The organism is Salinivibrio sp. SS3 (assembly GCF_001722105.1).
GTDB classification, from domain to species: Bacteria; Pseudomonadota; Gammaproteobacteria; order Enterobacterales; family Vibrionaceae; genus Salinivibrio; species Salinivibrio kushneri.
The window spans coordinates 96825-109527 of the sequence record NZ_MEBQ01000044.1 but is presented as its reverse complement, the minus strand read 5'-3'; the positions used below and the strand labels follow the sequence as shown (position 1 = coordinate 109527).

The window sequence follows — 12703 nt, the reverse complement described above, 5'->3', positions numbered from 1 at the left end:
GTAAAGCCCTACTAACAAAGAGGAATGGAACATGACTTTGACTCGCCAACAACAAATCGCTGAACTGGAAAAGGATTGGGCGGAAAACCCGCGTTGGAAACAGGTTAAGCGCCCCTATACGGCTGAAGAAGTGGTCAACATGCGTGGCTCGTTTGTGCCGGAGAATACGATCGCCAAGCGTGGTGCTGCCAAGCTATGGGATTTGGTCAACGGCAGTGCGAAAAAAGGCTACGTGAACTGCTTGGGCGCGTTGACAGGCGGTCAAGCGGTACAGCAAGCCAAAGCGGGTATTGAGGCGGTTTATCTATCCGGTTGGCAGGTGGCGGCGGACAACAATACCGCCTCAAGCATGTATCCAGACCAATCACTGTATCCGGTCGACTCTGTTCCCGCTGTCGTTAAGCGCATTAACAATGCCTTTCGCCGCGCCGACCAAATTCAGTGGTCAAAAGGCAGTTCGCCAGAGGAGGGCACGGATTACTTCTTGCCGATTGTGGCCGATGCCGAAGCAGGCTTTGGTGGCGTGCTTAACGCCTACGAGCTGATGCGCAACATGATTGAGGCTGGCGCGGCAGGCGTGCACTTTGAAGACCAGCTCGCGTCAGTGAAAAAATGTGGCCACATGGGCGGAAAAGTATTGGTGCCAACCCAAGAGGCGGTACAAAAATTGGTGGCGGCGCGCTTAGCCGCGGATGTGGCGGGCACCGATACGCTGGTGATTGCGCGTACTGATGCCAACGCCGCGGATCTATTGACCTCAGATTGCGACCCATACGACAAGGACTTCATCGTTGGTGAGCGCACAGCCGAAGGCTTTTATCGCGTGCGCCCTGGGATTGAGCAAGCCATTTCGCGCGGCCTAGCCTATGCGCCGTATGCCGATTTGATTTGGTGCGAGACCGCGAAACCGGACTTGGAAGAAGCACGACAGTTTGCTGAAGCTATTCATGCTCAGTACCCAGACCAGCTTCTGGCTTATAACTGTTCACCGTCTTTCAATTGGGAGAAAAACCTGGATGCAGAGACGATCGCACGCTTCCAGCAAGAGCTGTCAGACATGGGCTACAAGTACCAGTTTATTACCTTAGCGGGTATTCATAACATGTGGTACAACATGTTCGACTTGGCGCATGCTTATGCGCAAGGTGAGGGCATGCGTCACTATGTTGAAAAGGTTCAGCGCCCCGAGTTCGCTGCCGCTGAGCATGGCTATACCTTTGTCGCACACCAACAAGAGGTGGGCACCGGGTATTTTGATCAAATGACCAATATTATCCAAGGTGGCCAGTCATCGGTGACGGCATTGACGGGCTCGACGGAAGAAGATCAGTTCTAGTCAGGCGATACCCGTTATCAACCTCATAAAAAGGGAGTTTCGCACTCCCTTTTTTAATTTACTCGCCTTCTTCAACCGGTTCACTTTCTTCTTGGATCTCCAGCAGTGTCGACGCGATGGCGACAAAATCACTGTCGGTGATGATCCCAACTAAACGTTGGTGTTTCACTACCGGCAAACAGCCTATTTTACGCTCTAACATGGTAAGCGCTGCCGCTCGTAAGGATGCGCCAGGATCGACCGTGACCAGTTGCCGCTCGATAAAGTGTGATAGGGGAGTATGGATCTGGTGATCGCTATTGGTGGTCTTGCCCAGTGATGAGGCTTGCGCTGATAGCACATCTCTTTGTGTGACCAGTCCTAACAAACGCTCATCATCATCCACAATAGGGAGATGGCGGAAGCGCTCGGCGCGCATTAAACGGTGGGCATCGTCAAGTGTGTGGTCAGGGCTAAGCGTATGTGGATGCCGGGTCATCATATCATCAACAACAAACATGGCACCTCCTTGTCGTCAGTACACAGGGTTACTTTCACTGTAGTGCAGTTGTGCTGGGTTAGACGTGATATGCATCAAGATAACGACGTGCATCAAGGCAAACGTTGGGCCCAAGGGTACCAGTGTAAACCATGCCTGAATCAAGCTTACAGCTTGCTTGATCTTCACGGTGGGCTACCTATACTAGCGGCCTGCTTTTTATCTAGGCAAAGGTCATGCAATTATCCGATTTTCACTTTGAACTCCCCGATGAGTTGATTGCGCGCTATCCGCAACCGGATCGCAGCGCGAGCCGCTTGCTCTCGCTCGATGGCACCAGCGGCGAGGTGGTACATCGTCAGTTTAAAGACATCCTCGAGCTGGTTGAGCCGGGTGACCTGATGGTGTTCAACAATACGCGCGTGATCCCGGCGCGTGTGTATGGGCGCAAAGCCTCAGGCGGAAAAATTGAGGTGCTGGTGGAGCGTGTGCTCGACGAGCAGCGCTTCCTTGCTCATGTGCGTGCCTCTAAAGCTCCGAAACCCGGGGCTGAGCTTTTCCTCGGCGATGAGGGGCAAGTCGCGGCTCAGATGGTGGCACGCCATGATGCTCTGTTCGAAATCCAGCTAAACAGCGATAAAGGCGTGGTAGATACGCTTAACGACATCGGCCATATGCCGTTGCCGCCATACATCGACCGCCCTGATGAGGACAGTGATAAAGAGCGCTATCAGACGGTGTATGGCGAGAAGCCAGGAGCGGTGGCAGCGCCCACCGCGGGGCTACACTTTGATGATGCCGTCATGGCAGCGCTTAAAGAAAAAGGCGTTAATATCGCCTTTGTTACCCTGCATGTCGGTGCGGGCACATTCCAGCCGGTTCGGGTCGACAACATTGAAGAGCACACCATGCATGCTGAGTATGCTGAAGTGCCGCAAGAGGTGGTCGATGCGGTCAATCAAACGCGAGCACAAGGTAAGCGGGTGATTGCGGTGGGAACCACCTCGGTGCGTTCACTGGAAAGTGCCGCGCAAGCGGCCAAGCAAAAAGGTGAGCCACTGTCCCCGTTTTTTAATGATACGCAGATTTTCATCTATCCGGGTTACCAGTGGCAACTGGTTGACGTGTTAGTGACCAATTTCCACCTACCGGAATCCACATTGATTATGTTGGTCAGTGCCTTTGCTGGTTACCAACACACCATGGCGGCTTATCGTGCCGCGGTTGAAGAGCGCTATCGCTTTTTCAGCTATGGCGATGCCATGTTTATTACCCGTCAGCACAACTGACGACAGAATGAGGACACGGGCTCTCATGCCTGTGTGCGCTATGCTTGCGGCAGGGTAAACCTGTTTGCATAAGACACACGCCAGACTGTTTCTCTGGCACTGAGGAGGATTCGTGGAATACGAACTGAAAAAAACCGACGGACGCGCTCGCCGTGGCCGCTTAATTTTTGAACGCGGCACGGTAGAAACCCCGGCTTTTATGCCGGTAGGCACCTATGGCACCGTTAAAGGGATGACGCCTGAAGAAGTGAAAGGGACGGGGGCGGAGATCCTATTAGGGAACACTTTCCATCTATGGCTACGCCCTGGTCAGGAAATTATGCGACTGCACGGGGATTTGCATGACTTTATGCAGTGGCACGGCCCTATTTTGACCGACTCAGGCGGTTTCCAAGTGTTCAGTTTGGGCGATATCCGCAAAATCACCGAAGAAGGGGTGCACTTTCGCAACCCAGTGAACGGTGATCGCATCTTTATGGACGCGGAAAAATCGATGGAAATCCAATATGACTTGGGTTCAGATATCGTGATGATTTTTGATGAGTGTACGCCGTATCCTGCGACACACGCCGAAGCGAAAAAGTCGATGGAAATGTCATTGCGCTGGGCAAAACGTAGCCGCAATCATTTCGACAAACTAGGTAACAAAAATGCCTTGTTTGGGATTGTACAAGGCGGTGTCTACGAGGACTTGCGTGATGTGTCGGTAGAAGGCCTTACCGAGATCGGTTTTGATGGGTATGCCGTCGGCGGACTCGCGGTCGGGGAACCCAAAGAAGACATGCACCGCATCTTGGAGCACACTTGCCCGCAGCTGCCAGAAGATAAGCCCCGCTATCTGATGGGCGTAGGAAAACCTGAAGATTTGGTCGAAGGTGTTCGTCGCGGCGTCGACATGTTTGATTGCGTGATGCCGACACGAAATGCACGTAATGGCCACTTGTTTATTACTGGCGGTGTGATCAAGATCCGTAATGCGAAACATAAAAGTGATACCTCGCCTTTGGATCCTGAGTGTGACTGTTACACTTGCCGCCACTACAGCCGTGCTTACCTCTACCATTTAGACCGCTGTAATGAGATCCTAGGCGCGCGACTCAATACTATCCACAACTTGCGCTATTATCAGCGTGTAATGGAAGGTTTGCGTAACGCGATTGACGAAGGTAGATTAGATGCCTTTGTAGCGGATTTCTACGCGCGTCGTGGCAAGGAAGTGCCGCCGCTCGATTAATTTCGAATTCAACAACTAGAACGAGGACGTGATTGAATGTTTATCTCACAAGCTCACGCAGCCGCTGAAGCCGGACCACAAGGTGGCGGAATGCAGCTTTTTATCATGCTTGGTCTCTTTGCGGTGATTTTTTACTTTATGATCTACCGCCCGCAATCTAAGCGTGTCAAAGAGCACAAAAACCTGATGGCATCTATGAGCAAAGGGGACGAAGTGCTAACTGGGGGTGGTCTAGTGGGTAAGATTACTCAAATCGCTGAAGACAATGATTTTATTGTGATTGCGCTCAACGATAATAACGAAGTAACCATCAAAAAAGACTTCGTGACGGCAGTACTGCCGAAAGGTACTATCCAGTCTCTCTAATTCTCGCAACCATAAAGGATGCATGCTGTGCTAAACCGTTATCCTTTGTGGAAGTACATCATGGTGCTAATAACACTGGTTATTGGCATCGTGTATGCACTTCCCAATTTATACGGTGAAGATCCAGCAGTACAAATTTCCGGGGCGCGTGGCGCCTCGGTAGATATGACTGCGTTGGACTCCATCAAACAGACCCTCGAATCGAACGACCTTTCCTACCAATCCATTGCGCTCGAAGACGGTACCGTCTTAGCCCGCTTTAAAGACACGGAAGCACAAATCGGCGCCCGTGATGCCTTGATGTCGCGTTTCGACAGTGATGATTATGTGGTCGCCTTAAACTTAGCGCCTGCAACGCCATCGTGGCTGGATACGCTGGGGGCCACCCCGATGAAGCTTGGCCTCGACCTACGTGGCGGCGTGCACTTCCTGATGGAAGTGGACATGGATGCAGCATTAGAAAAGCTGATCACCCAACAAGAAGATAGCTTCCGCACCGACTTACGTGAAGCACGTATTCGTTATCGTGGCTTGCGTGTAGAAGATAATACCCGCGTCGTGGTAAATCTGCGTAATGCCGAAGACACCAATAAAGCCCTAGAGCTGCTCTCGAACAACTACCTCGACATGAACTTTTCTGTCGACGAAGATGAAGGGCGATTAGCCGCGGTATACAAAGAAGAGCGACTCAAAGAGATTCGCAATTACGCGGTGGCGCAAAACATTACCATTCTGCGAAATCGTGTTAATGAGCTGGGTGTGGCCGAGCCTTTGGTTCAACGCCAAGGTGCAAGCCGTATTGTGGTTGAGCTTCCTGGCGTGCAGGATACAGCGCGAGCAAAAGAAATCCTTGGCGCGACCGCGACCTTGGAATTCCGCGAAGTGGATCAAGACGCTGACCTATCTGCCGCCATGGCGGGTCGTGTACCGCCAGGCAGCGAGCTGATGCGTACCCGTGATGGCCGTCCCGCCGTGCTGAAAAAGCGCGTCATTTTGACCGGCTCACACATTACTGACGCCAGCTCGTCACGCGACGAATACAGCCGTCCTCAAGTTAATATCTCGCTCGACAGCGAGGGCGGTGACAAAATGGCCGACTTCAGTAAGCGCAATATTGGTGAGCTGATGGCGACGGTATTCGCTGAATACAAAGACAGCGGCGAGCGTGATGAAGACGGCAAAGTGATCTTGGAAAAACACGAAGAAGTGATTAACCAAGCCACGATCCAGTCCGCTTTAGGACGTAACTTCCGTATTACCGGTATCGACTCTGCCGCTGAAGCTCACAACTTGGCGCTACTGCTGCGTGCGGGGGCCTTGATTGCGCCTATCTCGATTGTTGAAGAGCGCACCATTGGTCCATCAATGGGTCAGCAAAATATCAACATGGGTGTGCAAGCCTGTATCTGGGGCTTGGTGGCGGTGATGATCTTCACCTTGATTTACTATCGTCGCTTTGGTCTTTTTGCCAACTGTGCCTTGCTCGCCAATATCATATTGATCATCGGTATTATGTCTCTGATCCCAGGGGCGACCATGACATTGCCTGGTATTGCCGGTATCGTCTTGACCGTGGGGATGGCGGTCGACGCCAACGTGCTGATTTTTGAACGTATTCGTGAAGAAATTCACGAAGGCCGTAATCCTCAACATGCAATCGACCGTGGCTATTCTAACGCGTTTAGTACCATCGCCGATGCCAATATCACCACGCTGATCACCGCAATCATCTTGTTTGCTGTAGGAACGGGCGCGATAAAAGGCTTCGCGGTGACACTGTCGATCGGTATTTTGACCTCGATGTTTACCGCCATCATTGGTACGCGTGCACTGGTTAACCTGGTGTACGGTGGTAAGCGCGTCAAGAAACTGTCGATTTAAGGGAGTCCAAGCATGTTTCAAATATTTAAACCGGACATGTCGATCAACTTTATGCGTTGGTCTAAATTGGCCTTCGTGTTGTCCATCGCCATGATTGCCGCGTCTGTGGTGACCCTATCCACTAAGTGGTTAAACTGGGGGCTCGACTTTACCGGCGGTACCTTGATAGAAGTGGGCTTTGAACAGCCCGCTGACTTACCGCAGATTCGTGAGTCACTGGCGGCTGACGGTTTCGATGATGCCGTGGTACAAAACTTCGGTAGTGCCACTGATGTGATGGTGCGCCTGCGTCCGCGTGATGACATGGAAGGTGAGAACCTCGGTAACGAGGTGCTCAATGCCATCAAAGCAGGTACGGGTGACCAGGTAGAAATGCGCCGCATCGAGTTTGTCGGCCCGAACGTGGGTGACGAGCTGACCGAAGCGGGTGGGTTGGCGATCATCATCGCACTGGTTTGTATCCTGATCTACGTGTCGTTCCGTTTCGAGTGGCGTTTGGCCGCGGGCGCGGTGATGGCACTGGCGCACGATGTGATCATTACCTTGGGGATTTTCTCCTTATTCCAAGTCGAAGTGGATTTGACCATTGTCGCTGCGTTGCTGACGGTGGTGGGGTACTCGTTGAACGATACCATCGTGGTGTTCGACCGTATTCGTGAAAACTTCCGTAAGCTGCGTAAAGGCGAGTCAGATGAAATCATCAATGCGTCTGTCTCTCAGACGCTAAGCCGAACCACCATCACCTCGGGCACCACATTATTTGTGGTGATTGCCCTGTTCACCTTGGGTGGAACCATGATCCACGGCTTTGCGATGGCCTTGCTGATTGGTATCACCGTGGGTACCTACTCTTCAATCTATGTGGCGTCCGCACTGGCATTGAAGTTGGGAATTGCACGCGAGCACCTCTTGGTGCCAGAAGTGGAAAAAGAAGGGCAAGAATTCGACGCGATGCCTTAATACGCTCGCCCTGCCCGCATGATGGTGGGGCGATGTTGCTATTATCGGCGTGAAGCGCTCAACAGGGGGCGTGTCTCAAAGAGGCAGTCGGTGATTTGAATGCATAAAAAAAGCGACGCTCATCGAGCGTCGCTTTTTATTCCCAGAGGGGATCATTACTTTTTCATCGACTCAGGGGCGTTTTCGCGTACTTTGGCCAGCATGCCTTTTACCACACGTGGCGCGCCGCTGACTAGGTTACCGCTACGCATGTAGTCGGTTCCGCCGTTAAAGTCGGTACAAATCGCGCCCGCTTCGCGGGCAATCAATTCACCCGCCGCGATATCCCACGGTTTAAGACCAAGTTCAAAAAATCCATCAACACGGCCTGCGGCGACATAGCAAAGATCGAGCGCGGCAGAGCCGGTGCGACGGAAGTCAGCACAGTCGACAAACAACGCGCTCACAACCGCCATAAAGCCTTCTGCGTGCTGCTTGGCTTTGAAAGGGAAGCCCGTGGCTAAGACGGTGCCGTCAAGCTCTTTGGCGCTGCCGGTACGAATACGCTTGTTGTTGAGTTGCGCGCCTGCACCACGTTGTGCGGTGAATAGCTCATTACGGATAGGATCGTAAACGCAGCCGATCTCAGTGCGGCCTTTAATACGCACCGCGATAGACACGCTGAAATGGGGAAAGTCGTTAACGAAGTTGGTGGTGCCATCCAGTGGGTCGATGATCCATTGATAGTCGCTATCTTTCCCTTCAGCCACGCCTGACTCTTCGCCAACGATGGTGTGGTCCGGGTAGGACTTTTTGATGATGTCGATGATGATTTGTTCTGCCGCTTTGTCGACATTAGTGACAAAGTCATTACTGCCTTTTTGTGCGGTTTCGATGTTGTCTCTGTTTTCTGCAGATTTAGCGATAAAATCGCCAGCCTTCCGTGCAGCACGGACGGCGATGTTTAGCATCGGATGCATACGGTTTTCCCAACGGATGTTAAAGAACGAAAGCGGGGCGGAGTATAACAGAGCCAGAGCAAAAGGAAAGTGGGTATTTTTTGACCGCGGCCATGTCCGTGAAGCGACGCGACACGCTTAGCTGAGAAGTATTATCGATTGCACTGTGATAAACTGCGCAGATCTGACAGACACCTGCTCGCCCCACCAAGGGTGCACAGCGTAAGAGACGAAAACAACATCATGCTAGATCAAATCCGCGTCGTATTGGTGGGAACCTCCCATTCCGGAAATATTGGCTCAGCCGCGAGGGCAATGAAAGTCATGGGGCTTAGCAATATGACCCTCGTCGCGCCTGACTGTGACGTGGATGGCCAAGCCATTGCGTTAGCAGCTGGTGCCAGTGATATCGCCAACAATGCGCGGGTGGTCGGGACCTTAGAAGAGGCAGTAGCAGACTGTGGTCTTGTGGTGGGAACCAGTGCCAGAAGCCGGACACTTGAGTGGCCGATGCTGGATGCGCGCGAATGCGGTAAAAAGGCCGTGGAAGAAGCCAGTACTCACCCGGTGGCGATTGTCTTTGGTCGCGAGCGGACAGGCTTGACCAATGAAGAGCTGCAGACCTGCCATTATCATGTGTCGATTCCGTCCAACCCCGATTACAGCTCGCTAAACCTCGCGATGGCGGTACAAACCCTGTGCTATGAAATGCGCGTCGCTTGGTTAGACAGCCAAGCCTATCAAGGCCCCACGCTTGAACAAACCTACCCGTTAAATGAAGAGCTTGCACGGTTTTATCAGCACCTGGAAACCGTACTGACCAAGACCGGATTTATTCGTACTCAGCATCCCGGGATGGTAATGACCAAGTTACGTCGGCTCTTTAACCGCGCGCGACTAGAGAGCCAAGAGTTAAATATTTTACGGGGTGTGCTGTCATCTATCGAAAAAGTGACCCGACAAGCGGCATCGAGCGAGCAAAATACCGATAATCATCGCGCTCAGTGATCCTTTCAACCGAGCATGCGTAACTTAGGGTGAAAACCTGACAAAAATACTCAGGTAAATACTTGACCAAATTACTCAGGTATGTAACTATCAGAGCATCTATTCACCACAGGTAGCGTGTTATGAGATTGACTTCGAAAGGCCGTTATGCGGTTACCGCCATGCTCGATGTGGCGCTTCATGCCGAGCAGGGTCCTGTACCACTGGCGGACATCTCTGAGCGTCAAGGCATTTCCTTGTCTTATCTTGAGCAACTTTTTTCACGGCTCCGCAAGTCGGGGTTAGTGACGAGTGTCCGTGGTCCCGGCGGCGGATATCGCCTCGGTATTGCGGCAAATGACATTGCCGTGGGTGCGGTCATTGCCGCCGTTGACGAATCTGTCGATGCGACCAAGTGCCAAGGTAAAGCGGATTGCCAAGGCGGCACCCGTTGTTTAACACATACTCTGTGGCACGACTTGAGTGCCCGAATTAGCGGCTTTTTAAACGACATCACGCTCGGTGAGCTGATGCATGATAATGAAGTGAAGCAAGTAGCAGATCGTCAGGACGCTAAACTGGATGCCTCATTGGCGCCCAGAAATACATTTAGCTCGAAGGTCAAACAAGATAGCGCCACCATAGGCGTGAACGTTCGCTCCTGATGACCAATGTCGGTGTAATTGGAGAAAAACATGAAATTGCCCATTTATTTTGATTATTCAGCCACGTGTCCGGTCGATCCGCGCGTTGCTGAAAAAATGAGTCAGTACCTGACCATGGACGGGTTTTTTGGTAACCCGGCCTCTCGCTCACACCGCTTTGGCTGGCAAGCAGAAGAAGCGGTTGATACAGCGCGTGAGAACATTGCTAATTACTGCAATGCTGACCCGCGTGAGATCGTGTTTACCTCTGGGGCGACTGAGTCAGACAACTTGGCCATCAAAGGTATTGCTAATTTCTACTCCAAGAAAGGCAAGCACATTATTACCTGCAAGACCGAGCATAAAGCCGTGCTTGACCCTTGCCGTCAATTGGAGCGTGAAGGCTTTGAGGTGACCTATCTTGAGCCGGAAGAAAATGGCTTAGTTGATCTGAAGAAGCTCGACGCAGCCATGCGTGACGATACGATTTTGGTGTCAATCATGCACGTGAACAACGAAATTGGCGTGATTCAAGATATCTCTGCGATTGGCGAACTTTGCCGCGAACGCAAGATTATGTTCCACGTCGATGCGGCACAGTCAGTGGGTAAAGTGCCATTGGACGTCAAAGAGATGAAAATCGATTTGATCTCGTTCAGCGCACACAAAGCGTATGGCCCGAAAGGCATTGGTGCTTTGTACGTTCGCCGTAAGCCACGCGTGCGCATTGAAGCGCAAATGCATGGTGGTGGTCACGAGCGTGGCATGCGTTCAGGCACATTGCCAACCCACCAAATCGTGGGTATGGGCGAAGCATTCCGTATCGCCAAAGAAGAGCGCGAAAAAGACTTTGAGCATGCACTGGCGCTACGCAACCGCTTTTATGAAGGCGTGAAAGATTTAGAAGAAGTTTACGTCAATGGTGATTTGGAGCAGCGTGTTCCACATAACCTAAATGTGAGCTTTGCATTTGTCGAAGGCGAGTCTTTGCTGATGGCACTGAAAGATCTGGCGGTATCGTCAGGGTCTGCGTGTACCTCAGCAAGCCTAGAACCTTCCTATGTGCTTCGTGCGCTTGGACGCGACGATGAGCTAGCACATAGCTCGCTGCGCTTCTCATTTGGTCGCTTTACGACCGAAGAAGAAGTGGATTATGCGATTGAGAAAGTGCGTGAAGCAGTCAACAAGCTGCGTGAAATGTCACCACTTTGGGACATGTACAAAGACGGTATCGATTTAAGTACCGTTGAATGGGCGCACCACTAACTCGAATAACGCGCCAGCTGGCAACAGTGAGCAATCATATTGAGGAAACGATTATGGCTTACAGCGATAAAGTAATTGACCACTACGAAAACCCACGTAACGTTGGCTCGTTTGAGAAAGGCGACCCATCGATTGGTAATGGCATGGTCGGTGCCCCTGCGTGTGGCGACGTCATGAAGCTACAAATCAAGGTGAATGACGAAGGCATCATTGAAGACGCCAAGTTTAAAACCTACGGCTGCGGCTCGGCAATTGCCTCGAGCTCGCTGGTTACCGAGTGGGTGAAAGGCCGCTCGATTGACGACGCTGCGGCGATCAAAAACTCTGAGATCGCTGAAGAACTAGAGCTGCCACCGGTTAAGGTGCACTGCTCAATCTTGGCGGAAGATGCCATTAAAGCAGCGGTCAGTGATTACAAGAAAAAACACCAGCAGTAAAACGAAGGGGTTGTTGATATATGGCTATTACCATGACTCAGGCGGCAGCAGATCGCGTCAGAGCGTTTCTCAATAACCGTGGCAAAGGCATTGGCTTGCGCCTAGGTGTGAGAACGTCAGGATGTTCAGGCATGGCCTATGTACTCGAATTTGCGGATGAGCTGCAAGAAGGCGATCAGGTTTTTGAGTACGATGATGTCAAGGTAATCGTCGATGGTAAGAGCCTGCTCTATCTCGAAGGGACAGAGCTGGATTTTGTCAAAGAAGGCTTGAATGAAGGTTTTCAATTCAACAACCCTAACGTGAGTAGTGAATGTGGTTGTGGCGAAAGCTTCAACGTGTAATCCGTGAGAGCACATGAATCATTTTGAACTTTTCGAGCTACCGTATCAGTTTGAGCTGGACGGTAGCTCGCTTTCTTCAACGTTTCGGGAATTGCAGCGCCAGTACCATCCCGATAATGTTGCCAGCCAAGACGAGAAAACACGTCTGCAGGCGGTACAGAAAGCATCGCAAGTAAATGACGCGTTTCAGACGTTAAAAGATCCGGTTCGACGCGCTGAGTATATGCTGACGTTGCAAGGCATTGACTTAAAAGACGAACAGCAAACCATGCAGGATCCTGAGTTTCTGATGCAGCAAATGACGTTGCGTGAAGAACTCGAGTCGATTACCGATAATCAAGATGAAGCGGCGCTGTTTGATTTTGGTGAAAAAGCCCAGTCGCTCTACGACACATTGATTCTCGAGGTTAAACAGGCATTGGCTGCGTCACAGTGGCTAGAGGCCGCCGTGATTGTGCGCAAACTCAAGTTTGCAGAAAAGCTTCGCCATGAAGTGGAGCGTGTCGAAGATCAGCTGATGAGTTGATCGCCCTTTCGCCTGTC

At 51.6% G+C, this 12703-nt stretch carries 14 protein-coding genes; 12 read left to right on the top strand and 2 right to left on the bottom strand.

The genetic code is table 11. The features are described 5' to 3' along the window. Positions 1-31: 31 nt before the first annotated feature. Positions 32-1336: an isocitrate lyase gene (gene aceA / locus BGL48_RS14160; RefSeq protein WP_069363264.1), complete on the top strand. Its 1305-nt coding sequence runs from the start codon at positions 32-34 to the stop codon at positions 1334-1336. Positions 1337-1394: 58 nt separating this feature from the next. Here aceA and BGL48_RS14155 read toward each other — a convergent pair whose 3' ends face one another. Then, positions 1395-1835 (bottom strand): CBS domain-containing protein, encoded by a 441-nt coding sequence (locus BGL48_RS14155; protein WP_069363263.1) that lies wholly within the window; start codon positions 1833-1835, stop codon positions 1395-1397. 215 nt (positions 1836-2050) lie between these two features. On the opposite strand from BGL48_RS14155, the gene queA reads away from it, so the two are divergent. The 5 genes from queA (at position 2051) to secF (ending at position 7544) form a co-directional block, all read left to right on the top strand. Then, entirely contained in the window at positions 2051-3103 is a 1053-nt protein-coding gene (queA, locus tag BGL48_RS14150) for a tRNA preQ1(34) S-adenosylmethionine ribosyltransferase-isomerase QueA (protein WP_069363262.1), read from the top strand. Between the two features lie 112 nt (positions 3104-3215). After that, positions 3216-4337: a tRNA guanosine(34) transglycosylase Tgt gene (tgt, locus tag BGL48_RS14145; RefSeq protein ID WP_069363261.1), complete on the top strand. Its 1122-nt coding sequence runs from the start codon at positions 3216-3218 to the stop codon at positions 4335-4337. 36 nt (positions 4338-4373) lie between these two features. After that, a complete protein-coding gene (gene yajC, locus BGL48_RS14140; RefSeq protein WP_021022912.1) occupies positions 4374-4703 on the top strand; it encodes a preprotein translocase subunit YajC in 330 nt (109 codons plus the stop codon). Between the two features lie 27 nt (positions 4704-4730). Then, complete coding sequence (gene secD / locus BGL48_RS14135) at positions 4731-6584, top strand: protein translocase subunit SecD (RefSeq protein WP_069363260.1); 1854 nt, start codon at positions 4731-4733, stop codon at positions 6582-6584. 12 nt (positions 6585-6596) lie between these two features. After that, on the top strand, positions 6597-7544 hold the full coding sequence (secF, locus tag BGL48_RS14130) for a protein translocase subunit SecF (RefSeq protein WP_069363259.1): 948 nt from the start codon (positions 6597-6599) through the stop codon (positions 7542-7544). A 155-nt stretch (positions 7545-7699) separates the two neighbouring features. Here the strand turns inward: secF and suhB are convergent, their stop codons facing one another. After that, positions 7700-8503 carry an inositol-1-monophosphatase gene (suhB, locus tag BGL48_RS14125; RefSeq protein ID WP_069363258.1) on the bottom strand — a complete coding sequence of 268 codons (804 nt, stop codon included), beginning with the start codon at positions 8501-8503 and terminating at the stop codon, positions 7700-7702. A 222-nt stretch (positions 8504-8725) separates the two neighbouring features. Here suhB and trmJ point away from each other — a divergent pair, with 222 nt between their 5' ends. The 6 genes from trmJ (at position 8726) to hscB (ending at position 12686) form a co-directional block, all read left to right on the top strand. Further along, positions 8726-9490 carry a tRNA (cytosine(32)/uridine(32)-2'-O)-methyltransferase TrmJ gene (trmJ, locus tag BGL48_RS14120; RefSeq protein ID WP_069363257.1) on the top strand — a complete coding sequence of 255 codons (765 nt, stop codon included), beginning with the start codon at positions 8726-8728 and terminating at the stop codon, positions 9488-9490. A 122-nt stretch (positions 9491-9612) separates the two neighbouring features. Next, the gene (gene iscR, locus BGL48_RS14115; protein WP_069363256.1) at positions 9613-10134 is read left to right on the top strand and encodes a Fe-S cluster assembly transcriptional regulator IscR; all 522 of its coding nucleotides are present in this window, start codon (positions 9613-9615) and stop codon (positions 10132-10134) included. 30 nt (positions 10135-10164) lie between these two features. Continuing rightward, positions 10165-11379: an IscS subfamily cysteine desulfurase gene (locus BGL48_RS14110; protein WP_069363255.1), complete on the top strand. Its 1215-nt coding sequence runs from the start codon at positions 10165-10167 to the stop codon at positions 11377-11379. Between the two features lie 53 nt (positions 11380-11432). Then, positions 11433-11816: a Fe-S cluster assembly scaffold IscU gene (iscU, locus tag BGL48_RS14105; RefSeq protein ID WP_069363254.1), complete on the top strand. Its 384-nt coding sequence runs from the start codon at positions 11433-11435 to the stop codon at positions 11814-11816. Between the two features lie 20 nt (positions 11817-11836). Continuing rightward, complete coding sequence (iscA, locus tag BGL48_RS14100; protein ID WP_046075008.1) at positions 11837-12160, top strand: iron-sulfur cluster assembly protein IscA; 324 nt, start codon at positions 11837-11839, stop codon at positions 12158-12160. A 13-nt stretch (positions 12161-12173) separates the two neighbouring features. Next, positions 12174-12686 (top strand): co-chaperone HscB, encoded by a 513-nt coding sequence (gene hscB, locus BGL48_RS14095; RefSeq protein WP_069363253.1) that lies wholly within the window; start codon positions 12174-12176, stop codon positions 12684-12686. Positions 12687-12703 lie beyond the last annotated feature (17 nt).

Coding starts and splice junctions, on each gene's coding strand:
- secF (WP_069363259.1), top strand. CDS start 6,597: ATGTTTCAAATATTTAAACCGGACATGTCGATCAACTTTATGCGTTGG.
- BGL48_RS14110 (WP_069363255.1), top strand. CDS start 10,165: ATGAAATTGCCCATTTATTTTGATTATTCAGCCACGTGTCCGGTCGAT.
- iscU (WP_069363254.1), top strand. CDS start 11,433: ATGGCTTACAGCGATAAAGTAATTGACCACTACGAAAACCCACGTAAC.
- suhB (WP_069363258.1), bottom strand. CDS start 8,503: ATGCATCCGATGCTAAACATCGCCGTCCGTGCTGCACGGAAGGCTGGC.
- aceA (WP_069363264.1), top strand. CDS start 32: ATGACTTTGACTCGCCAACAACAAATCGCTGAACTGGAAAAGGATTGG.
- BGL48_RS14155 (WP_069363263.1), bottom strand. CDS start 1,835: ATGTTTGTTGTTGATGATATGATGACCCGGCATCCACATACGCTTAGC.
- iscA (WP_046075008.1), top strand. CDS start 11,837: ATGGCTATTACCATGACTCAGGCGGCAGCAGATCGCGTCAGAGCGTTT.
- trmJ (WP_069363257.1), top strand. CDS start 8,726: ATGCTAGATCAAATCCGCGTCGTATTGGTGGGAACCTCCCATTCCGGA.
- yajC (WP_021022912.1), top strand. CDS start 4,374: ATGTTTATCTCACAAGCTCACGCAGCCGCTGAAGCCGGACCACAAGGT.
- hscB (WP_069363253.1), top strand. CDS start 12,174: ATGAATCATTTTGAACTTTTCGAGCTACCGTATCAGTTTGAGCTGGAC.
- iscR (WP_069363256.1), top strand. CDS start 9,613: ATGAGATTGACTTCGAAAGGCCGTTATGCGGTTACCGCCATGCTCGAT.
- queA (WP_069363262.1), top strand. CDS start 2,051: ATGCAATTATCCGATTTTCACTTTGAACTCCCCGATGAGTTGATTGCG.